Annotated in this window: 20 protein-coding genes, 1 tRNA gene and 1 riboswitch; of the genes, 17 read left to right on the plus strand and 4 right to left on the minus strand. The window is 69.7% G+C overall.

Features of this window, described 5'->3' with window-relative positions; translation table 11 throughout:
- The first annotated feature begins 98 nt into the window (after positions 1-98).
- Positions 99-1,145 (plus strand): Obg family GTPase CgtA, encoded by a 1,047-nt coding sequence (gene cgtA, locus ACW5E8_RS03545; protein WP_456964110.1) that lies wholly within the window; start codon positions 99-101, stop codon positions 1,143-1,145.
- A 292-nt stretch (positions 1,146-1,437) separates the two neighbouring features.
- On the opposite strand, the gene rpsT is transcribed toward cgtA, so the two are convergent.
- Entirely contained in the window at positions 1,438-1,710 is a 273-nt protein-coding gene (rpsT, locus tag ACW5E8_RS03550; protein ID WP_456964111.1) for a 30S ribosomal protein S20, read from the minus strand.
- A 110-nt stretch (positions 1,711-1,820) separates the two neighbouring features.
- Here rpsT and murJ point away from each other — a divergent pair, with 110 nt between their 5' ends.
- The 8 genes from murJ (at position 1,821) to ACW5E8_RS03590 (ending at position 11,310) form a co-directional block, all read left to right on the plus strand.
- Entirely contained in the window at positions 1,821-3,398 is a 1,578-nt protein-coding gene (gene murJ / locus ACW5E8_RS03555; protein WP_456964112.1) for a murein biosynthesis integral membrane protein MurJ, read from the plus strand.
- A gap of 101 nt (positions 3,399-3,499) precedes the next feature.
- On the plus strand, positions 3,500-4,450 hold the full coding sequence (locus ACW5E8_RS03560) for a bifunctional riboflavin kinase/FAD synthetase (protein ID WP_456964113.1): 951 nt from the start codon (positions 3,500-3,502) through the stop codon (positions 4,448-4,450).
- Positions 4,451-4,506: 56 nt separating this feature from the next.
- Positions 4,507-7,290: an isoleucine--tRNA ligase gene (ileS, locus tag ACW5E8_RS03565; protein WP_456965231.1), complete on the plus strand. Its 2,784-nt coding sequence runs from the start codon at positions 4,507-4,509 to the stop codon at positions 7,288-7,290.
- Complete coding sequence (gene lspA / locus ACW5E8_RS03570) at positions 7,281-7,778, plus strand: signal peptidase II (protein ID WP_456964114.1); 498 nt, start codon at positions 7,281-7,283, stop codon at positions 7,776-7,778. The genes ileS and lspA overlap by 10 nt, the downstream gene beginning before the upstream one ends.
- A 185-nt stretch (positions 7,779-7,963) precedes the next feature.
- Positions 7,964-8,914, plus strand: coding sequence for a 4-hydroxy-3-methylbut-2-enyl diphosphate reductase (gene ispH, locus ACW5E8_RS03575; RefSeq protein WP_456964115.1), 951 nt, complete (start codon positions 7,964-7,966; stop codon positions 8,912-8,914).
- 155 nt (positions 8,915-9,069) lie between these two features.
- On the plus strand, positions 9,070-9,633 hold the full coding sequence (locus tag ACW5E8_RS03580; protein WP_456964116.1) for a hypothetical protein: 564 nt from the start codon (positions 9,070-9,072) through the stop codon (positions 9,631-9,633).
- Positions 9,634-10,749 carry a glycoside hydrolase family protein gene (locus ACW5E8_RS03585; protein ID WP_456964117.1) on the plus strand — a complete coding sequence of 372 codons (1,116 nt, stop codon included), beginning with the start codon at positions 9,634-9,636 and terminating at the stop codon, positions 10,747-10,749.
- 18 nt (positions 10,750-10,767) lie between these two features.
- The gene (locus ACW5E8_RS03590; RefSeq protein WP_456964118.1) at positions 10,768-11,310 is read left to right on the plus strand and encodes a hypothetical protein; all 543 of its coding nucleotides are present in this window, start codon (positions 10,768-10,770) and stop codon (positions 11,308-11,310) included.
- An 81-nt stretch (positions 11,311-11,391) separates the two neighbouring features.
- Here ACW5E8_RS03590 and ACW5E8_RS03595 read toward each other — a convergent pair.
- Together ACW5E8_RS03595 and ACW5E8_RS03600 are read right to left on the minus strand one after the other, a co-directional pair.
- A tRNA-Thr gene (locus tag ACW5E8_RS03595) sits at positions 11,392-11,467 on the minus strand.
- Positions 11,468-11,511: 44 nt separating this feature from the next.
- A complete protein-coding gene (locus ACW5E8_RS03600; protein ID WP_456964119.1) occupies positions 11,512-13,182 on the minus strand; it encodes a GMC oxidoreductase in 1,671 nt (556 codons plus the stop codon).
- A 163-nt stretch (positions 13,183-13,345) separates the two neighbouring features.
- On the opposite strand from ACW5E8_RS03600, the gene radA reads away from it, so the two are divergent.
- Positions 13,346-14,725 (plus strand): DNA repair protein RadA, encoded by a 1,380-nt coding sequence (gene radA / locus ACW5E8_RS03605; RefSeq protein WP_456964120.1) that lies wholly within the window; start codon positions 13,346-13,348, stop codon positions 14,723-14,725.
- An 85-nt stretch (positions 14,726-14,810) separates the two neighbouring features.
- On the opposite strand, the gene ACW5E8_RS03610 is transcribed toward radA, so the two are convergent.
- On the minus strand, positions 14,811-15,593 hold the full coding sequence (locus ACW5E8_RS03610) for a cytochrome C assembly family protein (protein WP_456964121.1): 783 nt from the start codon (positions 15,591-15,593) through the stop codon (positions 14,811-14,813).
- 92 nt (positions 15,594-15,685) lie between these two features.
- A riboswitch (molybdenum cofactor riboswitch) is annotated at positions 15,686-15,819 on the plus strand.
- Here ACW5E8_RS03610 and moaA point away from each other — a divergent pair.
- The 7 genes from moaA (at position 15,810) to ffh (ending at position 21,644) form a co-directional block, all read left to right on the plus strand.
- The gene (moaA, locus tag ACW5E8_RS03615; protein WP_456964122.1) at positions 15,810-16,790 is read left to right on the plus strand and encodes a GTP 3',8-cyclase MoaA; all 981 of its coding nucleotides are present in this window, start codon (positions 15,810-15,812) and stop codon (positions 16,788-16,790) included. (Overlaps the previous riboswitch by 10 nt.)
- Before the next feature lie 8 nt (positions 16,791-16,798).
- Complete coding sequence (moaCB, locus tag ACW5E8_RS03620; RefSeq protein ID WP_456964123.1) at positions 16,799-17,797, plus strand: bifunctional molybdenum cofactor biosynthesis protein MoaC/MoaB; 999 nt, start codon at positions 16,799-16,801, stop codon at positions 17,795-17,797.
- The gene (locus ACW5E8_RS03625; protein WP_456964124.1) at positions 17,794-19,047 is read left to right on the plus strand and encodes a molybdopterin molybdotransferase MoeA; all 1,254 of its coding nucleotides are present in this window, start codon (positions 17,794-17,796) and stop codon (positions 19,045-19,047) included. Before moaCB ends, ACW5E8_RS03625 begins: the two co-directional genes overlap by 4 nt.
- The gene (locus tag ACW5E8_RS03630) at positions 19,044-19,304 is read left to right on the plus strand and encodes a MoaD/ThiS family protein (RefSeq protein ID WP_456964125.1); all 261 of its coding nucleotides are present in this window, start codon (positions 19,044-19,046) and stop codon (positions 19,302-19,304) included. Before ACW5E8_RS03625 ends, ACW5E8_RS03630 begins: the two co-directional genes overlap by 4 nt.
- Before the next feature lie 2 nt (positions 19,305-19,306).
- Positions 19,307-19,783 (plus strand): molybdenum cofactor biosynthesis protein MoaE, encoded by a 477-nt coding sequence (locus ACW5E8_RS03635; protein ID WP_456964126.1) that lies wholly within the window; start codon positions 19,307-19,309, stop codon positions 19,781-19,783.
- Entirely contained in the window at positions 19,780-20,142 is a 363-nt protein-coding gene (locus ACW5E8_RS03640) for a hypothetical protein (protein ID WP_456964127.1), read from the plus strand. Before ACW5E8_RS03635 ends, ACW5E8_RS03640 begins: the two co-directional genes overlap by 4 nt.
- 134 nt (positions 20,143-20,276) lie before the next feature.
- Entirely contained in the window at positions 20,277-21,644 is a 1,368-nt protein-coding gene (gene ffh, locus ACW5E8_RS03645; RefSeq protein ID WP_456964128.1) for a signal recognition particle protein, read from the plus strand.
- Position 21,645: the final 1 nt, after the last annotated feature.

Consider the following 21,645-nt stretch of genomic DNA (forward strand, 5'->3'; position numbering starts at 1 on the left):
GCTACACTGCCCGGGCTCCGGGTGGCGGCGTTCCGGACCAGCTTCGGAGCCCGTGTCCGCATCGCCCAAAACCGCCCCAGACTCCAGGCCACCAACCAATGAAACTCGTAGATGAAGCCGAAATCACCGTGATCGCCGGCAACGGCGGCAACGGCTGCGTGGGCTTCCGGCGCGAGAAGTACATTCCGCTGGGCGGTCCCGACGGCGGCGATGGCGGCAACGGCGGCGACGTCTGGCTGGAAGCCACCCGCAACCTCAATACCCTGGTCGACTTCCGCCACCAGCGCATGTTCCGCGCCCAGCGCGGCCAGGACGGCATGGGCCAGCAGCGCTACGGCAAGGGCGGCGAGGACACGGTGATCATGGTGCCGGTGGGCACCCAGGTGCTGAACATCGATACCGACGAGGTGATCGGCGACCTGGTCGGCGACGGCGACCGCCTGCTGGTGGCCCGCGGTGGCCAGGGTGGCCTGGGCAACATGCACTTCAAGACATCGGTGAACCGCGCGCCCCGCAGGGCCACGCCGGGCAGCGACGGCGAGGAGCGCGCGCTGCGCCTGGAGCTGAAGCTGCTGGCTGATGTCGGCTTGCTGGGCTTTCCCAACGCGGGCAAGTCGACGCTCATCCGCGCGGTCTCCGCGGCCACGCCGAAGGTCGCGGACTATCCGTTCACCACGCTGTATCCGAACCTGGGCGTGGTCAGCGTGGAGCCTGCGCGCAGCTTCGTGATCGCCGATATCCCGGGCCTGATCGAGGGCGCCGCCGACGGTGCCGGCCTGGGCGCGCTGTTCCTGCGCCACATCCAGCGCACCCACCTGCTGCTGCACCTGGTGGAGGTCGAGCCGCTGGACGGCTCCGACGCCGCCGACCAGGTGCGCGCGATCGAGCACGAGCTCGAGAAGTTCGACGCCGGCCTGATGGACAAGCCGCGCTGGCTGCTGTTCAACAAGGCCGACCTGCTGCCGCGCGAAGACGCCCTCGCCCATGCCGAGCGCGTGGTGGCGGCATTGGGCTGGACCGCGCCATGGTTCGTCGTCTCTGGCCTCGCCAGCGACGGCACCCGCGAAGTCATGCTCCGCGTCCAGGCCTTCATCGACGAGCAGGCCCGCGACGCCGCCGATGCCGCTGACGCCGCCCTGGGCTGAGGCGGGCGGGGTGGAAAGGGCAGGAGCGATCTTTTGCCACGGATTTGCGCGAATGGACGCGGATCAGGGGCAAAAGCCAAACCAGAAGAAAAAGCAGGTCCGGAGGCGTGGTCCCTTCGCTTGCCTGGAACCAATCCGCGTGTATCCGCGCAAATCCGTGGCAAAGAAAGCTCTTGCCCTATCCGCGCCCATCCGTAGAGATCAGCGAGAATCCGTGGCTGGAGCTTCTGGTCCCGCCCACGCGAAAAGCCCGGCCAGGGCCGGGCTTTCAGGTCACGCGCTGCGGCTTGCCTCAGGCGGCGGTGGCGAGCGCCTTGATGCGCGCGGCCAGGCGGCTCTTGTGGCGGGCGGCCTTGTTCTTGTGGATCAGGCCGCGGGCGCTGAAACGGTCGAGCAGCGGCTGTGCGGAGGTGAAGGCCTCCTGGGCACCGGTGGCGTCGTTGGCGTCGAGCGCCTTCAGCACTTTCTTGACGGCGGTGCGCAGCTGCGAGCGCTGGCTGTTGTTGCGCAGGTTGCGCACGACAGCCTGCTTGGCGCGCTTCTTGGAAGACTTGATGTTGGCCACAATGGGATCCTGGGAGCGGGTGTAAAGACGGAATTCGGGTCGAGCGAGCAGGAAAGTATGGGGGAATCAGGAGCTTGGGTCAAGAATCACCCGCTCGTGGAGCGGGGCCCGTGAGCGGGGCACAAGGAGGCCGTCGCGGCGGGCTGCTGCGCTCCACCGCGGTCTTCAGCTCCATGACCCTGCTGTCGCGGATCGCCGGCTTCCTGCGCGACGCCCTGCAGTCACGCGTGTTCGGCGTTTCGGTGGCGATGGACGCCTTCGTCATTGCCTACCGGATTCCGAATTACCTGCGCCGGATCTTCGCCGAGGGCTCGGTGCAGATGGCCTTCGTGCCGGTGTTCAACGAACTGCGCGAGCGCGGCGACGAGCGCGCACTGAAGGACTTCCTCGATGCCATGGCCGGCGCGCTGCTGGCGGTGGTGCTCGTGTTCGCCGCGGTGGGAATGCTGGCCGCACCGCTGCTGGCGCGGATGTTCGCGCCAGGGGCCATCGACGAGCCGGAGAAGCTGGCGCTCATCGTCGACATGCTGCGCATCACCTTTCCCTACCTGGTGGCCATTTCGCTGATGGCGCTGGTGGCTTCGGTGCTCAACAGCTTCGGCCGCTTCGCACTGCCGGCGGTGACGCCGGTGCTGCACAACGTGGTGATGATCGTCGCCATCGTCTGGGTCTCGCGCTGGTTCGCCGAGCCGGTCAAGGCGCTGGCCTGGGGCGTGCTGGTGGCGGGCGTGCTGCAGCTGGCGGTGCTGTGGCCGGCGCTCGGGCGGCTCGGGCTGCGGCCGAGCTTCAAGCCGGATTTCCGACATCCCGATGTGCGCCGGGTCGCGAAGCTGATGGTGCCGACCCTGTTCTCGTCTTCGGTGGCGCAGCTCAACCTGCTGGTGGGCACGGTGTTCGCATCGCTGCTGGTCACCGGCAGCCAGACCTGGCTGTATCTGTCCGACCGCCTGGTGGAGTTCCCGCTGGGTCTCTTCGGCGTCGCCATCGGCACGGTCATCCTCCCGCACCTGTCGCGCCGGCATGCGGCCGCGGACAGCGAGGGCTACGGCGCGACGCTGGACTGGGCGCTGCGAATGGCGCTGCTGGCGGGCGTGCCGGCGGCGATCGGGCTGCTCCTGCTGGCCGAGCCGCTGACCGCCGTGGTCTACCAGGGCGGACGGTTCACGCCGCACGACACGCGCATGGCCTCGATCAGCCTGGCGGCGATGAGCATCGGCATCCCGGCCTTCATGCTGACCAAGGTGCTGGCACCGGCCTTCTACGCCCGCCAGGACACGAAGACGCCGATGCGCGCGGCGATCATCACCGTGGTCGCGAACGTGGTGATGACCGTCGCCTTCACCACCCCGCTGTGGCTATGGGACGTGCAGGGCGCGCACGGCGGCATCGCCCTGGCGACCGGGCTGGCGGGGATCATCAACGCGTGGTTGCTGTGGCGGTACTTGAGACGTGCCGGGCTGATGCGGCCGCAGCCGGGCTGGGGCCGGTTCTGGCTGCGCCTGCTCGTGGCCTGCGCGGTGATGGCTGCTGCGGTGCTGGCGCTGCGCGTCTGGATCGGCGACTGGACGGTGATGGAAAGCCTGCTGTGGCGCGCGGCCCTGTTGCTGGTGGTCGTGGCCGCCGGTGCGCTGGCCTACGGCGCCGCGCTGCTGGTGCTGGGGCTGCGTCCGCGCGACCTGCGCCACTGAGCCTGGGCCAGCGGGCCTGGGGCCGCGGCGCGCCGTTATACTGGCCGGCCGTACCCTGTATGGGCGCGCTGCCGCCGGCGGCGCCACACCAACTGGATCCCATGAAGCAGCTGTTCCGCGATGTCGACGGCGGGCCCCTGTGCCCCGAAGGCAGCGTGGCCTGCATCGGCGCCTTCGATGGCCTGCACCTGGGCCATCGCGCGCTTGTGCGCCACGCGGCGGAGCGCGCGCGCCTGCTCGGCCTGCCGCTGGCGGCGCTCAGCTTCGAGCCGCTGCCGCGAGAATTCTTCGCCCATGGCACGCCGCCCCCGCGCCTGATGCTGCCGCGTGCCCGCGCCGAAGGCCTGTGTGCGCTGGGCGCGGATGTGGTGGGCCTGCTGCGCTTCGATGCCGGCTTCACGGCCATGGCGCCGGAAGCGTTCGCGGTGCGCGTGCTGTCCGCGCGCCTGCGGGTGCGCGAGGTCTGGGTGGGCCCCGGCTTCCGGTATGGCCATCGCCGTGCGGGCGACCTGGACACCCTTCGCGAATCCGGCGAGGCCATGGGCTTCCAGGCCGGCGAGATCGCGCCCGTGCTGCTCGACGGTGAGCGCGTGTCCAGCACCCGCATCCGCGCGGCCCTCGGGGCGGGGGATTTCGACGTCGCCGCGCGCCTGCTCGGGCGTCCCTATGCGATCGGCGGGCGCGTGGTGCGCGGCCGCCAGCTCGGGCGCACGCTCGGCTATCCCACGGCGAACCTGCGCTTCGGCGGCAAGACGCCGGCGCTGCGCGGTATCTACGCCACGCGCGTGCACGGCGTGGGCGCCGCGCCATGGCCCTCGGTGTCGAGCTTCGGCACCCGGCCGACGGTGGACGGCGTCGAGCCGCTGCTCGAAGCCCACCTGTTCGATTTCTCCGGCGACCTGTACGGTCGCCGCATCGAAGTGGAGTTCGTCGCGCGCCTGCGCGACGAAGAGAAGTACCCCGACCTGCCGACCCTGGTCGCGCAGATGGACCGCGACGCCGCCCAGGCGCGCCACATTCTGATGCACACCCCGCAGCGAGCGACCGCGTGACCGACGACAGCCAGCGTTACAAGCCGACGATCCTCTTGCCCGAAACCGCGTTCCCGATGCGCGGCGACCTGCCGAAGCGGGAGCCGGACACGCTTGCGCGCTGGGAGGCCGGCGGCCTGTACCAGCAACTGCGCACGCACGCCGCGGGGCGCCCGCGCTTCGTGCTGCACGACGGTCCGCCGTACGCCAACGGCGCCATCCACCTCGGCCACGCGGTCAACAAGATCCTCAAGGACATCATCGTCCGCTCGAAGACGGTCGCCGGCTTCGACGCGCCCTATATCCCGGGCTGGGACTGCCACGGCCTGCCGATCGAGATCGCGATCGAGAAGAAGCACGGCAAGGTCGGCGTGAAGCTCGACGCCGCGGCATTCCGCCAGGCCTGCCGCGAGTACGCGCTGGCGCAGGTCGAGCTGCAGAAGGCGGACTTCAAGCGCCTGGGCGTGCTCGGCGACTGGGACGATCCCTATCTCTCGCTGGACCCGCGCTTCGAGGCCGACGAGATGCGCGCGCTGGCCAAGGTGATCGACAACGGCCACCTGGTGCGCGGCGCGAAGCCGGTGTACTGGTGCTTCGACTGCGGCTCGGCGCTGGCCGAGGCCGAGATCGAATACCAGGACAAGGTGTCGCCGGCGGTGGACGTGGCCTATCCCGCGCGCGATCCGGCGGCGCTGGCGCGCGCCTTTGGCGCGGTGCTGCCCGAGGGCGTCGAGGTCGCGGTGCCGATCTGGACCACCACGCCCTGGACCTTGCCGGCGTCGCTCGCGGTATCGCTGGGCCCCGACATCGAGTATTCGCTGGTCGAGGGCCCGGAACACGACGGGCGCTCGCGCTGGCTGGTGCTTGCCGCGTCGCTGGTAGAGAAGGTGCTGGCGCGCTACGGCGTCGAAGCAGTGGTGGTGCACGGCCATGCCAAGGGCTCGGCGCTTGCGCACATGCTGCTTGCGCATCCCTTCTACGCCGAACGCGACATCCCGCTGATCCTGGGCGGCCACGTCACCGATGACGACGGCACCGGCGCCGTGCACACCGCGCCCGGCCACGGCCAGGAGGATTTCGCGGCCGCCCAGCAGTACGGCATCAACGACCGCTACACCGCCGGCCAGCTCAACCCGGTCGACGGACGCGGCGTCTACCTGCCGTCCACGCCGGCGGCCAATGGCGTCGAACTCGCCGGCACGCACATCTGGAAGGCCAACGACGCCCTCATCGAGGTGCTGCAGGCCAGCGGTGCGCTGCTGGCGCAGGCGAAGCTCGAACACAGCTATCCGCACTGCTGGCGGCACCGCACGCCGGTGGCCTTCCGCGCCACGCCGCAGTGGTTCATCTCGATGGACAAGGCCGGGCTGCGCCGCGACGCGCTGGCCGCGATCGAGGGCGTGGAGTGGTTCCCGGGCTGGGGCGAGGCGCGCATCGCCGGCATGGTCGAGGGCCGCCCGGACTGGACGATCTCGCGCCAACGCACCTGGGGCGTCCCGATCGCACTGTTCATCCACCGCGAGACCGGCGAGCCGCACCCGCGCTCCAGCGAGCTGATGCGCGCCGTGGCCGACCGGGTCGAACAGGACGGCATCGACGCCTGGCAAGCGCTGGATGCCGCCGAGCTCTTGGGTGATGACGCGTCGCAGTACGAGAAAGTCACCGACATCCTCGACGTCTGGTTCGACTCCGGCGTCACCCACGAATGCGTGCTGGCCGCGCGTGGCATCGGCAAGCCGGCCGACCTGTACCTGGAAGGCTCCGACCAGCACCGCGGCTGGTTCCAGTCGTCGCTGCTGACCGGCATCGCGATCGACAAGGCCGCGCCGTACCGGCAGTGCCTGACCCACGGGTTCACCGTGGACGAGCACGGCCGCAAGATGTCGAAGTCGCTGGGCAACGGCATCGAGCCGCAGGAAATCATGAAGACGCTCGGCGCCGACATCCTGCGCCTGTGGATCGCCTCGGCCGATTACAGCAACGAGATGTCGCTGTCGAAGGAGATCCTGAAACGCAACGCCGACGCATACCGCCGCATCCGCAACACCGCGCGTTTCCTGCTCGGCAACCTGCACGGCTTCGATCCCGCCGTGCACCTGCCGGCGCTCGACGACATGCTCGCGCTCGACCGCTGGATCGTGCATCGCGCCTGGGAAACCCAGGAGAAGATCGTCGCTGCCTATGCGCGCTACGACTTCGCCGAGATCGTGCAGCTGCTGCTGAATTTCTGCAGCGTCGACCTGGGTTCGCTGTACCTCGACGTCACCAAGGACCGGCTGTACACGATGCCCGAGGACTCGCGCGGCCGCCGCAGCGCGCAGGGCGCCATGTACCGCATCAGCGAAGCCTTCGTGCGCTGGATCGCGCCGATCCTGGCGTTCACGGCCGACGAGATGTGGGGATTCGTGCCTGGCAAGCGCGAAGGCAACGTCCTGTTCGCCACCTGGTACGAGGGCCTGGCGCCGCTTGCCGACGGTGCACCTTTGTCGACGCGCGAGTTCGACGACCTGCTGCGCCTGCGTGAGCAGGTGTCCAAGGTGCTGGAGCCGATGCGCGCCAGCGGCGAGATCGGCGCTGCGCTGGATGCGGAGATCACCCTCACCTGCGGCGTGGCCGACCAGAACTGGTTGTCGGGCCTGGTCGATGAACTGCGCTTCTTCTTCATCAGCGGCGACGTGGCACTGGTGGCCGACGATGACGCCGAGGCGATCACGGTCACGGCCGCGGCCACGGACAAGCCCAAGTGCGTGCGCTGCTGGCAGCGCCGGGGTGACATCGGCGCGGTGGCGGAGCACCCGGGGCTGTGCACGCGCTGCGTGTCCAACGTCGATGGCCCCGGGGAGGACCGCGAATGGTTCTGAGGCCCAGCCCCAACGCCTTGTCCTGGCTGCTGCTGTCGCTGCTGGTGCTGGTGCTCGACCAGCTGAGCAAGCAATGGGTGCTCACCAGCCTTCCGGAATACACCGCGATCCCGGTGATCGAGGGCTTCTGGAACTGGTACCGCACCTACAACACCGGCGCTGCGTTCAGCTTCCTGGCCGACGCCGGCGGCTGGCAGAAGTGGTTCTTCACCGCGCTGGCCTTCGGCATCAGCGGCCTGCTCGCGGCCTGGCTGTCTCGCACCCCGCGCAGCGACTGGCGCACCGCGCTGCCCTTCGCGCTGGTGATCGGCGGCGCCATCGGCAACGTGATCGACCGCCTGCTGCACGGCCACGTGATCGACTTCATCCAGTGGCACTGGCGCGACCACTACTGGCCGGCGTTCAACATCGCCGACGCCGCGATTGTCGGCGGCGCGATCGGCATCGCCCTGTTCGGCATCCTGGCGCCGAAGAAGCCGCAGGGCTGATCCCTGGCCCGGGAGCCGGCTTGTCCGCGCCTTCCCCCGTGGGAGCGGCTATAGCCGCGATCGGGCAACAGCCATCGCGGCTATAGCCGCTCCCACAACGCCAGGGCCGGCTGGCGCGGATGGCCACTCCCACGAGCGAGGCCCGTCCGGCTGCCGTTCCCCCGGGCGGGGGTAGAATGGCCGGCATGGATATCGTCCTCGCCAATCCCCGTGGTTTCTGCGCCGGCGTCGACCGCGCGATCGAGATCGTCAAGCGCGCCATCGAGACCCTGGGTGCGCCGATCTACGTCCGCCACGAGGTGGTGCACAACCGCTACGTGGTCGACGACCTCAAGCAGCGCGGCGCGATTTTCGTCGAGGAACTCGACGAGGTGCCTGACGGCAACACGGTGATCTTCAGCGCGCATGGCGTCTCGCAGGCGGTGCGCAGCGAAGCCGACCGCCGCGGCCTGAAGGTCTTCGACGCGACCTGTCCGCTGGTGACCAAGGTGCACTTCGAGGTCGCGCGCCATTGCCGCGCCGGCCGTGACGTGGTGCTGATCGGCCACGCCGGGCATCCGGAGGTCGAAGGCACGATGGGGCAGTGGAACCGCGAGCGCGGCAGGGGCACGATCTACCTGGTGGAAGACGTCGAGGACGTCGCGACGCTCGTGGTCGGACAGCCCGACAACTTCGCCTACACCACCCAGACCACGCTGTCCGTCGATGACACCCGCGGCGTGATCCAGGCGCTGCGCGAGCGGTTCCCCGCGGTCCAGGGGCCGAAGAACGACGACATCTGCTACGCCACCCAGAACCGCCAGGATGCGGTGCGCGAACTCGCCGCCGAGTGCGACCTGGTGCTGGTGGTGGGATCGCCCAACAGTTCCAACTCCAACCGTTTGCGCGAACTTGCCGAACGCGAGGGGGTGGAAGCCTACCTGATCGACGGCGCCGAAGAGATCGATCCGGCCTGGGTCGCGGGCCGACGCCATGTTGGCGTGACCGCGGGCGCTTCGGCCCCGGACGTGCTGGTGGAGGGCGTGCTGGCACGCCTGCGCGAACTCGGGGCCGACGGCGTGCGCGAGCTGTCGGGCGAGCCGGAAAGCATGGTCTTCGCGCTGCCCAAGGAGCTGCGGCTGCAGCTGGTGGAGTAGGGGCCGCCGCCAGCCATCCGCGTCGTCGGGCCGGTCGTGGGCTGCGGGCTGCTGAAAACCTGATCCCGTGCTCAAAGCGGGCGGTCCGGGATGGCCTATCCTCGGACGCCGGGTGCGTCGGCCCGGCGGCGTACCCCGAAACAGGAGCAGGACATATGGAAGTGGCCAAACGAATCCCCGTGGCAGGCGTGCTGCTGCTTGCCTTGATCGCGGGCGGCTGTTCGCAGTCCGCGGCGCAGCGGACCGCGGACACCGAAACACCCCGCGACGCCTCCACGGCCTTGGCGACCCTTGCGGCGACACCGGCCCCGGCGGATCTCGGCGGCAACTGGTCCGTCGAGTGGTGCGACCGGTCGCAGCCGGACCTGGACTGTGGCGGCTTCAACGTCACCCTTGTCCAGGACGGCGAAAAGCTCTGCGGTGACTACGGTGGCGCGCTGGTCAACCAGAGACAGGTCGATGAAGGCGATATCGTCGGCACCGTCGTGGGCAACACCGCCGTCCTGGCGGTGGAGAGCGGACGCAACGGCATGATCGCCCTGGTTCGCGCCGAACTGCATGGCGGCGCGCTCCATTGGCGCGAAGTGGACAACATCAGGCGGGGCGATACCGATACCGCGGTCATTGCGACCGACGACACGCTGGCGAAGGTCCAGTCCGAGCGCTTGGACCTGCCCCGCAGGTGCGGCGGCCAGGCCGATGCGACGCGGGGGGGCTGAATGGATTTCAGGGAGCTGACCCAGGACGAGTACGACGCCCGGCTGCGCACCGTGATCGTGGGTACCGAGGGCCTCCACGAGCGTGCGATGGACGTCGGGGACAACCGCGCCACCATCGGCTGGGGATACACCCTCAACCGGAACAACAACGTCGAGATCTGGGAGCGGTCGGGCATCGAGTTGAGCGACGCTGAGTGGGACACGCTCCGGCGTGTCGACGCCGAGCCGACCTTGTCAGGGAAGACGCGCATCGGCCTGACCCTGACTCGCGAGCTGGACGAAGGCGAGGCCGACAGCCTGTTCCGGGCTTCGGTCCAGGAGTACGAAGGCCATGCGATCGCGGCGGGCATGCCGCTGTCGGACGAGCGGATCGCGCTTGTTTCGGTGACCTACAACCGAGGGGTGGGTGCCATGCAGGGCCATGCCGTCCTCGATGCGATCGCCGAGGGCGACCGAGCGGAAGCCTGGTACCAGATGCGCTACAACTGCTGGGGAAGCCGGGAGGACATGGAGGGCGGCCTGCGCAAGCGCCGCTTCGCCGAGTCGGAGGTGTTCGGCCTCTACGATGACCGCGACAGCGTCGGGCTCGAGGAAGCCGCCGACGTATACCGCATGTACCAGTCCAACCGCGAGGAGATCACGCGCGTGGAAGCGGCCTTCGGGGTCACGCTTGACGGCGACGAGGCGCGGTCCAACCGCATTGCCCATGCCAATCGCGACTATCCGGCGATCGTGGCCGACTATGGTTCCGTCAAGACCCTCTCGGAATCGCTGGAGCCTGCGCGTACCGTGCTGCTGGAGCACCTGCAGCAGCAGTACCCGGAGCATGCCGGCGAGTTCACCGAGGCACGCTTCAATGCCGGAAGCATCGATCTCGAGCGCTTCCCGGTGCAGGACGCCCCCGAGCGCGCTGACGCGGCGGGCACGCCCGGACCTCCGGGTCTGGACACGCTGAACGCGGCGCTGAGGGACGGGAATAGCGACCTGCTCGACCGGATCGCCATGACCTTCGCCCGTTCCGAGGAGGGGCAGGAGATGGCGCGTGAGGGCGACCGGCTTGCGCAGCGGGCCGCGGAGCCGGAGCAGCAGGAGCAGGCACTTGCCCAGGCGCGCTGAGGCGAAGGGGGCGGGGCGATGACGCAAGCGGACCTGCAGGAGGCGGTGAAGGCCATCCTCATGCTGCGCTCGGAGATGACGCAGCGCGAGGCGCGGATGAGCGCCGCGCTGGACCGGCACATCCAGGCGCTGCAGCAGGAGGCGCGGGATTTCCGCAGCGACATCGAGGGTCTCGTCGGCGGCGCGGGCAACCGCATCACGGAGGAGGCCAAGGGGGCGCTGGGCCCGCTCGTGGCCGGGTACGACGGTGCCGTCTCCGCGACATCGGCGCGCCTGCGCGGAGCCGGCCAGATGATCTGGCTGTGGTTTGGCGCCTTGGCCGCCACCTTGTTGTTGGTGCTGGTCACCGCCTGGGCGGTGCTGGGCTACCACCGGCGCGAGCTGGCCGGCATCGAAGCCGAGCTCAGGCGCTACGAACAGGCGGTTCCCGTCGTCCAGGCGTTCTACGCGTCGGATGCGGTGATCTGTGGCGGCCGGGTGTGCGTGAACGTCGATCCCGATGGACAGCCGGCCGGCGAGGGGCGCCAGTACAAGCCCGCAAGGGCGAGATCCCCGCGCTGAAGGGCAGGCGCGTTCGCTGGACACCGGAGGCCAGGACGGAAAAAGCCCCGGGAAGCTGGGCTTCCCGGGGCTGGATTACCTTGGTGCCGGAAATAGGAATCGAACCTACGACCTACGCATTACGAATGCGCCGCTCTACCAACTGAGCTATTCCGGCATGGCCGCGCATTGTAGGGCCGTGCCCGCTCTGCGGTCAAAACATCAGATGCCCACCATCTCGAGCTGCGTGCGCAGGCGATCGGCGAGGCGCAGGGCCAGCGCGACGATGGTGAAGGTGGGGAAGGCCCAGCCACCGGTGGGGAACACGGAACTGCCCGCCACGTGCATGTTGTCGATCCCATGCACCTTGCAGTCGCGATCGACCACGCCATCCTCCGGGCGCGCGGACATGCGCGTGGTGCCGATGTGGTGGGCGGTGCCCATCAGCGCGGGGCGCAGCGCCGGGTCGCCGAGCCAGGGTTCGGGCTCGAAGCGGCCACGGGAGCAGCGGGCCGCTTCGTCGCCAAGGATGGTCGCGGCAGCGCGGTAGGACGCGTAGTCGAGCTGGGTGAAGCGCCAGTCCACGCGGACCTTGCGCATGCCCATCGCATCGACCGAGTCGGACAGGGTGATCCTGCTGGCGGGATTGGGCGACTGCTCGAAGAAGGCCATCAAGTCCAGGTGCCGGCAAGTGTCCACCGGGCGGTGGCGAAGCTTGCGTACGACCGCACCAGCGACATGGCCGGCGTTCATGCCCACGCGCAGCGCGAGGCGGGCGCGGCGTACGCCCCCCTGGGGCGTGGGATGGAACACTTTCGGCAGGCCAGTGGCCAGGGCGCGCTCCACCCTGTCCTCGACGCCGTCGTCGTCACCGGTGGCGGCGGGACGGAAGGTGTCGCGCAGGTCGCGCAGCGCCTGCAGCCCGGATGGAGTCGCGCCGGCGACCGGGACCGGCCGCGCGCGCGCATTGAGCAGGCCGAGCTTGCGCTGCGCGGCATCGGCCAGTGCGAACTCACGGTACAGCGAGCGGTTCCTGCGCTGGTCGCCGCTGTCGTACGGGCGCAGCAGCGTATTGAAGTCGCCGTCCACGACCCGGCCCGCGACGCAGCGCGGATGGTCCATGAAGTAGCGCCCGACCTGGTCGTGTCGATTGCCCAGGCCCTGCGGCTCGACGCGGTCGGACTGCAGCAGCAGGCGCGCGTTCTCGATGCCGCCCGTGGCGAGCACGTAGTGGCGCGCATGCACCGTTCCGCGGCGGCCGGCCAGGCTGCCGATCTCCGCGGCCTCCACGTGGTCGGCGCCGGATGCCGCCACCAGCTCCGTGAGGTTGGCGTGGAACAGCAGGGTGATGTTGGCGGCATCCTCGAGCAGCGTCCGGTACCGCGACTGGAACAGCACCGGGCTCAGGAAACAGACGCGCTGGACCGTGTGCTCTTCCCGGAGGGACAGCGACTTGACGAAATCCGCGTTGCTGAAACCGCCATCGCCGGCCTCGTGCCGCGGGTCGATCCCGAACACGTTCCCGGCGTGGTCGCCCCACGCCGCGAGCTCGTCGAAGTCGATCGGCCAGCCGCTTCCAGGCACCCAGTCGCGAGGTTCCAGGTCAAGGCGTGTCAGCGGCACGCAGCCACCGCCCCACAGCCTGGAACTGCCGCCCAGCGCGCGCAGGCGGCACAGGCCGGGATCGATGTCGACCGGGCCGATGGATTCGCCGTCGTTGAGTGCCTGGGTCTCGCGTTCGCTCTCCAGCCCACCGCTTTCCACCACGCACACGCTGAAGCGGCTGTTGGCGAAGGCGCTTGCGATCGCGATGCCCGCGGGCCCGGCACCAATGACGCAGAGATGGCACTGGTAGTCGTTGGGCGCCGATGGATCGAGGTAGTCGAGGATCAAGGCGGCTCCTTCGCGACGGTGCCCCGCCGAAGGTGGCGAGGGCACCGATCAGTGAAACGGAGAGCCCTGCCGGCAACGGACATGTGCATGCGCGCCGCCGACGGGTCTCGCCCCGCGCGACGGGCGGCCGGTATCCTGAGTTTCTTCCTTCCGGGACTCTTTCATGGCCAAAGCACGCACCGCCTACGTCTGCACTGAATGCGGGGCCGACTCCGGCAAATGGCAGGGCCAGTGCGGCGCGTGCGGGGCCTGGGACACGCTGTCGGAAATCGTGCTCGAGTCCGCCGCTTCCGTGAAGGCGGCCTCGCCAGCGCGCCGCGGCGGCTGGGCCGGAAAGGTCGGAGCACCCAAGGTCACGCCGCTGAAGGACGTGCGCCAGGCCGACGACATGCGCGTGTCCACCGGCATCGGCGAGTTCGACCGCGTGCTCGGCGGCGGCCTGGTCGAGGGCGCGGTGGTGCTGGTGGGTGGCGACCCCGGCATCGGCAAGTCCACCCTGTTGCTCCAGGCCATGGCCAGCATGGCGCCGACCCTGCCGGGACTGTACGTGACCGGCGAGGAATCGCTGGCGCAGGTGGCCGGCCGCGGCAACCGCCTGGGACTTCCGCTGGACGGACTCAACGCGCTGGCCGAAACCGGCGTCGAGAACATCCTCGGCCATGCCGCCAAGCTCCGGCCCAAGCTGATCGTGGCCGACTCCGTGCAGACGCTGTGGACGGAAACCCTGACCGCGGCGCCGGGCTCGGTCAGCCAGGTGCGTGAATCCGCCGCGCGGCTGGTGCGCTACGCCAAGGAAACCGGCACCGCGGTGTTCCTGGTCGGACATGTCACCAAGGAGGGCGGCATCGCAGGTCCGCGCGTGCTCGAGCACATGGTCGACGCGGTGCTGTATTTCGAAGGGGACAGCGGCAGCCGGTTCCGCGTGCTGCGCGCGTTCAAGAACCGCTTCGGCGCCGTCAACGAGCTCGGCGTGTTCGCGATGGGCGACAAGGGCCTGAAGGAAGTGCCCAATCCCTCGGCGATCTTCCTGTCCGGCGGTTCGCGCCAGCCTGGCAGCTGCGTGATGGTGACCCGCGAGGGCACGCGGCCGCTGCTGGTCGAGGTGCAGGCGCTGGTGGACTCCTCCCCGCTGTCGAACCCGCGCCGCGTGGCGGTGGGGATGGAACAGAACCGGCTGGCGATGCTGCTGGCGGTGCTGCATCGCCATGGTGGCATCGCGGTGGGCGACCAGGACGTGTTCGTGAACGTGGTCGGCGGCATCCGCGTGCAGGAAACCGCTGCCGACCTGCCGGTGCTGCTGGCGGTGCTGTCGTCGCTGCAGGACCGGGCGCTGGCCGAGAAGACGGTGGCCTTCGGCGAGGTCGGCCTGTCGGGCGAGATCCGGCCGGTGCCCAACGGCGAGGAGCGGCTGAAGGAAGCCGCGACCCACGGTTTCCGGCGGGCGATCGTGCCCAAGGCGAACGCGCCCAAGTCCGGGTCCTACAAGGGGCTTGAAGTGGTCCCGGTGGAGCGCCTGGCCGACGCCATCGAAGCCGCGGGCTAGTACGCAGCCCCTGTGGGAGCGGCTACAGCCGCGATTGCGAGGTGTTGCCGGATCGCGGCTATAGCCGCTCCCACGATTGGAGCGGTCAGACCCGCTGCAGCAACAGCTCCAGCACGAACTTGCTGCCGAAGAACGCGAGCACCAGCAGCGCCATCGCCGCCAGCGTCCAGTGCACGGCGGCGCGCCCGCGCCAGCCGCGGCCCCAGCGGCCGATGAGCAGCACGCCGAACACCAGCCACGACAGCACGCTGAGCACGGTCTTGTGCAGCAGGTGCTGGGCCAGCAGGTCCTCGACGAACAGGGCGCCGGTCAGCAGGGTGGCGGTGAGCAGCACGAAGCCGGTGGCGATGGTGCGGAACAGCAGCGTTTCCAGCTCGACCAGCGGCGGCAGCGCGCGCAGCCAGCCGTGGATCTCGCGCCGGCTCAGGGCGCGTTCCTGCAGCCACAGCATCACCGCCAGCAGGGCGGCCACGGCGAGGGTGGCGTAGGCGAGCAGGGCCATCCAGGCGTGCAGCTGCAGGCGCCAGTCGAGCGGCTCGGGCGGGAGGTGGCCGCGCAGGTGGTTGGCCAGCAGGGCCAATCCGGCGAGCGGGAACACCAGCACGCCGAGCGAAGCCATTCGTCCGCGCGCGCCGACGATCGTGGTCAGGGCCGCCATGCCCAGGATGACCAGGGACAGCGCGGCGTAGAAGTGCATGTCCGCGCCGCCCAGTTCGCGCCAGGCGAGGGCGTGCTCCAGGGCATGCAGCAGCATGGCGACCGTCGCGGCCGCAAGCCAGGCGCGACCGCCGCCACCACGCCGGATCCCGGCCACGAGCAGGCCGCTGGCGACGAGGTAAAGCGCGATCGAAACGAGGACGGGAATCATCCGCGCAGTGTCGCATAGCGCGTGATCGACCTGAACGGGTGGGCGACGTCACGCCCATCGAGCCGCTATGCTGGCGGCAAGCGGGGCTCCGGCGCCCCGTGAACCTCCAAGCCCGGTCGCCTGTGTCCTAGTGATATGGCAACCGGGCCGTGGCTTTCGGGCCACCGGGTCGGACCGGAAACGGGTCGGCCTCCCTGTATCGGAATGGAGCACAACATGGCGTCCCTGGTCGACCGTTTCGGGCGGTCGTTCCCGTACCTGCGCCTCTCCCTGACGGAGGCGTGCAACTACCGTTGCAGCTACTGCCTGCCGGACGGCTATCTTGCCGAGGGGCGCGCGCGCTTCCTCGAACTCGACGAGATCCGGCGCCTGGTCCGCGGCTTCGCCGCCCTGGGCATGAGCAAGATCCGCCTGACCGGTGGCGAGCCCAGCCTGCGCAAGGACCTGGTGCCGATCATCGCCGCGGTGTCGGCGGTGCCCGGCGTGCGACGCATTGCGATCACTACCAACGGCACGCTGCTGCCGCGCCACATCGGGGCCTGGCGCGAGGCCGGGCTGACCGCGCTCAATGTCAGCCTCGATACCCTGGATCCCGTGCGTTTCCATGCCATCACCGGCCACGACCGCTTCGCCGAGGTCACCGAAGGCGTGGAGATGGCGCTGGGCATGGGCTTCGATTCCGTGAAGCTCAACGCCGTGCTGCTGCGCGGCCGCAACGACGACGAGCTGCCGGCGTGGTTCGACTACCTGCGCGAGCGCGACATCGCCATCCGCTTCATCGAGCTGATGCGCACCGGCGACAACCTTGAGTTCTTCGAACGGCACCATGTGCGCGCCGAAGCCTTGGAAGAGCAGTTGGTGGACGGTGGCTGGACCCTGCGGCAGCGCGCACCGGAGGCGGGTCCCGCGCGCGAATATTCGCACCCTGGCTTCCGCGGCCGCATCGGCATCATCGCCCCGTATTCGAAGGACTTCTGCGCCGGCTGCAATCGCCTGCGGGTGACCGCACGCGGGGACCTGCGGCTGTGCCTGTTCGGCGACTTCGGCATCGGGCTGCGCCCGCTGCTGCAGTCCGACGACGATTTCGATGCGCTGGTCGCTCGCATCAGTACCCAGCTTGGACTCAAGGCTGCCGGCCACGGCCTGCACCAGGGCGAGACCGGGCTCACCCCGCACCTGGCATCCATCGGAGGATGAACGACACGATGACGCACGAGCGCGCAGCGGCCTTCCACATGGCCGACATCCGCAACAAGCGACCCACCCGCCGGCGCGCAGTGGCGGTGGGCGAACTGCTGGCGGGGGCCGACGCGTTCCCGCTGATCGTCGAACGCCGCCTGCCCAAGGGCGATGCGCTGGTGATGGCCGAAGTGGCCGGGCTGCAGGGCGCGAAGATGGCTTCGGCCTTGATGCCGCTGTGCCATCCGCTGCCGCTGGAGCTGGTGCAGGTGCGCTGCGTGCCGGTGCCGGAGCGCAACGCGATCCGCGTGTACTGCGAATGCGCCACGGAAGCCCGCACCGGCGTGGAGATGGAGGCGCTGGCCGGCGCCAACGCGGCGCTGCTGACGCTGTACGACCTGACCAAGCCGGTTGAGCCGGCGCTGGGCATTGGTGGCATCCGCCTGCTGTTCAAGGAGGGCGGCAAGAGCGGGCTTTGGCTGCATCCCGAAGGCATGGACGAGAGCGAACTCGCCCACTACCGGCCACGCGATCTTGCGCGCCTGGACAAGGTCGACTGCGCCGTGCTCACGCTCAGCGACCGCGCCAGCCGCGGCGAGTACGAAGACCGCTCCGGACCCGTGCTGGTGGACGGCCTGAGACGCCTTGGCGCGCGTGTGCCGGATGCCGAAGTGTTGCCTGACGGGATCGAACCGCTGGCCGGCCGTCTGCGCGTGCTGGCCGCCGAAGGCGTGCGCATCTGCCTGTGCACCGGAGGCACCGGTCTTGGCGCGGACGACGTCACGCCCGAGGCGCTGCGCTCGGTCGCCGACCGCAGCGTCGACGGCCTCGCCGAGATGTTCCGCAGCGAAAGCGCGAAGCACACGCCGCTGGCCTGGCTCAGCCGCGCCGAAGTGGTGCAGGTCGAACGCATGCTGGTGTTCGCGTTGCCGGGCAGCCGTCGCGCTGCGCAGCAGGGGATGGACATTCTCGCGCCGCTGCTGGCGCACGCCCTGGCGATGGTCGACGGCGAGGGCCATCCGTGACGGCTTACGCGGACGCGCTGGCGGCGATCCTGCGCGAGGCTGCGCCGTTCGCGATCGAACGCCGCACGCTGCCGGATGCGACCGGGCTGGTGCTGGCGGAAACGGTGGTAGCCGATGCCGACCTGCCGCCTTTCGACAATTCGGCCATGGACGGGTTCGCGCTGCGTGCCGCGGGTGAATCGATCGCGGCGGGCACCGAGTTCGACGTCGCCGGGCTGCAGGTCGCGGGCGACGACGGCACGACCGCGGGCGTCGGCGCCTGGGAAATCATGACCGGTGCGCGCATGCCCGAGGGCCTGGACAGCGTGGTGCCGGTGGAGCGCGTGGAGGTGCTGGCGCAGGACGCCGAAGGCCGTCCGCGTCGGATTCGCCTGGCGTTTGAGGTCGGGCCCGGCGACAACGTGCGCCTGGCCGGCGAGGACGTCGCCCACGGTACGGAAGTGCTGCAGCCGGGCACGCGCGTCGGTGCGGCGCAGGTGATGGTGCTGGCCTCGCTGGGCGCCGGCACCGTGGCCGTGCGGCGCCGTCCGCGCGTGGCCGTGCTCAACACCGGCCGCGAACTGGTCGACGATCCGCGCCAGCCGCTGGGCTCGGGCGAGATCCGCAACAGCAATGGGCCGTTCCTGGCCGCTCGCGTCGCGGCCGCGGGCGCGGAGCTGGTGCTGAGGGAAACCGTCAGCGACGAGCCCGAGGTCTTCCTCGCGGCGCTGGGCCGTGCGCTGCAGGCCGGCGCCGACATCGTGCTCAGCACAGGCGCGGTGTCGATGGGCCGCCACGACTTCGTGCCCGACGCGCTGCGCGGGATCGGTGCCGACATCCGTTTCCACAAGGTCGCGATCCGTCCGGGCCGGCCGCTGCTGTTCGCGCGCCTGGCGGGCGGGCAGCTGTATTTCGGATTGCCGGGAAACCCGGTCTCGGCCGCGGTAGGCCTGCGCTTCTTCGCCGAGCCGGCGATGCGCGCGCTCACGGGCATGGCGCCGGAGCGTCCGCTGCGCCTGCCGCTGGCCGCTGCGTACCGCAAGCGCGCGCCGCTGCGCTTCCACCTCAAGGGTCGCGTTGAGCTGGACGGCGATCGCCTGCAGGCGCGCGTGCTGACGGGCCAGGAGTCGTTCAAGGTGCTGCCGCTGCTGCAGGCGAACGCCTGGATCGTGGTGCCTGCGGAGACGATGGAACTCGATGCCGGCGGCATGGTGGATGTCTACACACTGGGGCACGCCGAGGCCCTGCAGATCGACGAGGTGAGGCAGTGAAGGTGGAGTTGAGCCTGTTCGGCGCGTTCCGCAGCCATGATTCCGCCGCGCAGGTGGTACTTGAAGTGCCCGAGGGCGCGCGTGTCGCCGACCTGCGCGAGGCGCTGGACCGCTACGCCCGCGAACACTGGCCGGCCTACCGACCGGAGCTGCTCAAGGCCTCGGCCTTCGCCAGCGAAACCACGGTCCTGCGCGACGCCGAGACGTTGCCCGAGGGCGTGCCGATGGCGGTGCTGCCGCCGGTCAGCGGAGGCTGAGCATGGACCGTTTCCACTGCGCGGTGACCGACATCGCCGATGGCCCGCTCGATCCGGCCGCCGCCATCGACTTCGTCTCCGATCCCGGCTTTGGCGGCATGGCGATGTTCGCGGGCCGCGTGCGCGACCTCAACCATGGCCGCGTAGTCACCGGCGTCAGCTACGACATGTTCGAACCGCTGGCGCTGAACGGCTTCCGCGCGATTTGCGAGGACATGGACACCCGCTTCGGCCCGAAGGTGAAGCTCTACGTGGCACACGCCAAGGGCCGCCTGGCCGTGGGCGACCTGGCGGTGGTGATCGCCGCCGGCACGCCGCACCGCGACGAGGCCTTTCGCGCCTGCCGCGAGCTGATCGAACGGGTCAAGCACACCAGCCCGATCTGGAAGCAGGAGCACTACGAGGACGGTGACAGCGTCTGGAGCGAAGGCTGCTCGCTGTGCGGCGACGACCACGCGCACGCGGACGCAACGCGGTGAAAGTCCAACTGCAGGGCCAATCGCTGCGCCTGCGTATCGGCGAGGACGAACTGGCGCGCCTGCTGGACGGCGAAACCATCGCGAACGAAACGCGGGCCGCAGGCGTGGCGCTGCGGCAGCTGCTGCGGATCGCGCCTGGCGAAGAAGCCCCCACGCTGTCCAGCGATGGCGGTGACTGGATCTTCGCCCTTCCCGAGGGGCCGGTGCGCGACTATGTCGGCCGCTTGCCCTGCCGCGACGCCCTGGAATTCGAGCTTCCGGGCGCGGACGCGACGCTGCAGCTGGCCTTTGAGGTGGACGTGCGCGACAGCGTGCGCCGGCGCGGCCCGCCAGCGCGCCGCGTGCCCCGCGCCGGCTGAACGACCCGCCCCACGTGCGCCGCCGACGTTGGCGCGGCGCGGATGTACCCTTCCGCCCAGCCTCGCCATCCCGGTCCCGTGGGCCCGAAAGCTATACTTGCCGGTCCGCAGTCCCGTCGTTCCCAGGCTCCCGAATGTTCGAATCACTGACCCAGCGACTCTCCGGCACCATCGAGCGCCTGCGCGGCCGCGGCCGGCTCACCGAGGAAAACATCCGCGAGGCCACCCGCGAGGTCCGCATCGCGCTGCTCGAGGCCGACGTCGCGCTGCCCGTGGTGCAGGCCCTGATCGAGCGCATCAAGGTGCGTGCGGTCGGGCAGGAAGTACTGAAGTCGCTGACGCCGGGCCAGGCGCTCATCAAGGTCGTGCGCGACGAGCTGACCGCGGTCATGGGCGCCGCCGCCGCGGACCTCAATCTCAACGTGCCTGCGCCCGCCGTCATCCTGATGGCCGGCCTGCAGGGCGCGGGCAAGACCACGACCGTCGGCAAGCTCGCGAAGCTGCTGAAGGAAAAGCGCAAGAAGAAGGTGATGGTGGTCAGCGCCGACGTTTACCGGCCGGCCGCCATCGAACAGCTGAAGACGCTGGCCGAACAGGTCGACGTGCGCTTCTTCGCATCCGACGCCTCGCAGAAGCCGGTGGACATCGTCCGCGCCGCGGTTGCCGACGCGCGCAAGTCGTTCATCGACGTGCTGCTGGTCGACACCGCCGGCCGCCTCGCCATCGATGAAGCGATGATGGCCGAGATCAAGGCGCTGCACGCCGCGGTCAATCCGGTCGAGACCCTGTTCGTGGTCGACGCCATGACCGGCCAGGACGCGGCCAACACCGCCAAGGCCTTCAGCGAAGCGCTGCCGCTGACCGGCGTGGTGCTGACCAAGACCGACGGCGACGCCCGCGGTGGCGCGGCGCTCAGCGTGCGCTACATCACCGGCCGCCCGATCAAGTTCATCGGCACCGGCGAGAAGGTCGACGGGCTCGACGTCTTCCACCCCGACCGCATCGCCAGCCGCATCCTCGACATGGGCGACGTGCTGTCGCTGGTCGAGCAGGTCGAGGGCCAGGTCGACAAGGAGAAGGCGCAGAAGCTTGCCGAAAAGGTCGCCAAGGGCAAGAAGTTCGACCTGAACGACATGCGAGACCAGCTCGAGCAGATGCAGGGCATGGGCGGCATCCATGGCCTGATGGACAAGCTGCCGGGCATGGGCCAGATCCCCGATGCGGTGAAGAACCAGGTCACCGGCAAGGAAGTGCCGCGCATGGTCGCGATCATCAATTCGATGACGAAGAAAGAGCGACGCAACCCGGCCCTGCTCAACGGTTCGCGGCGCAAGCGCATCGCCGCCGGCTCCGGCGTCACGCCGGCCGACGTCAACAAGATGATGAAGCAGTACCAGCAGATGGAAAAAATGATGGGCAAGCTGGGCCGCGGCGGCATGAAAGGCATGATGCGCGGCCTGCAGGGCATGATGGGCGGCCGCGGCGCGATGCCGTTCCGCTGAG

It is taken from the genome of Luteimonas sp. A649, assembly GCF_054072735.1.

Excerpts from the sequence above, each read along its gene's own strand:
- cgtA (WP_456964110.1), top strand. The coding sequence starts at position 99 with ATGAAACTCGTAGATGAAGCCGAAATCACCGTGATCGCCGGCAACGGC.
- ACW5E8_RS03560 (WP_456964113.1), top strand. The coding sequence starts at position 3,500 with ATGAAGCAGCTGTTCCGCGATGTCGACGGCGGGCCCCTGTGCCCCGAA.
- ileS (WP_456965231.1), top strand. The coding sequence starts at position 4,507 with ATGCGCGGCGACCTGCCGAAGCGGGAGCCGGACACGCTTGCGCGCTGG.
- lspA (WP_456964114.1), top strand. The coding sequence starts at position 7,281 with ATGGTTCTGAGGCCCAGCCCCAACGCCTTGTCCTGGCTGCTGCTGTCG.
- ispH (WP_456964115.1), top strand. The coding sequence starts at position 7,964 with ATGGATATCGTCCTCGCCAATCCCCGTGGTTTCTGCGCCGGCGTCGAC.
- ACW5E8_RS03580 (WP_456964116.1), top strand. The coding sequence starts at position 9,070 with ATGGAAGTGGCCAAACGAATCCCCGTGGCAGGCGTGCTGCTGCTTGCC.
- ACW5E8_RS03585 (WP_456964117.1), top strand. The coding sequence starts at position 9,634 with ATGGATTTCAGGGAGCTGACCCAGGACGAGTACGACGCCCGGCTGCGC.
- ACW5E8_RS03590 (WP_456964118.1), top strand. The coding sequence starts at position 10,768 with ATGACGCAAGCGGACCTGCAGGAGGCGGTGAAGGCCATCCTCATGCTG.
- radA (WP_456964120.1), top strand. The coding sequence starts at position 13,346 with ATGGCCAAAGCACGCACCGCCTACGTCTGCACTGAATGCGGGGCCGAC.
- ACW5E8_RS03610 (WP_456964121.1), bottom strand. The coding sequence starts at position 15,593 with ATGATTCCCGTCCTCGTTTCGATCGCGCTTTACCTCGTCGCCAGCGGC.
- moaA (WP_456964122.1), top strand. The coding sequence starts at position 15,810 with ATGGCGTCCCTGGTCGACCGTTTCGGGCGGTCGTTCCCGTACCTGCGC.
- moaCB (WP_456964123.1), top strand. The coding sequence starts at position 16,799 with ATGACGCACGAGCGCGCAGCGGCCTTCCACATGGCCGACATCCGCAAC.
- ACW5E8_RS03635 (WP_456964126.1), top strand. The coding sequence starts at position 19,307 with ATGGACCGTTTCCACTGCGCGGTGACCGACATCGCCGATGGCCCGCTC.
- ffh (WP_456964128.1), top strand. The coding sequence starts at position 20,277 with ATGTTCGAATCACTGACCCAGCGACTCTCCGGCACCATCGAGCGCCTG.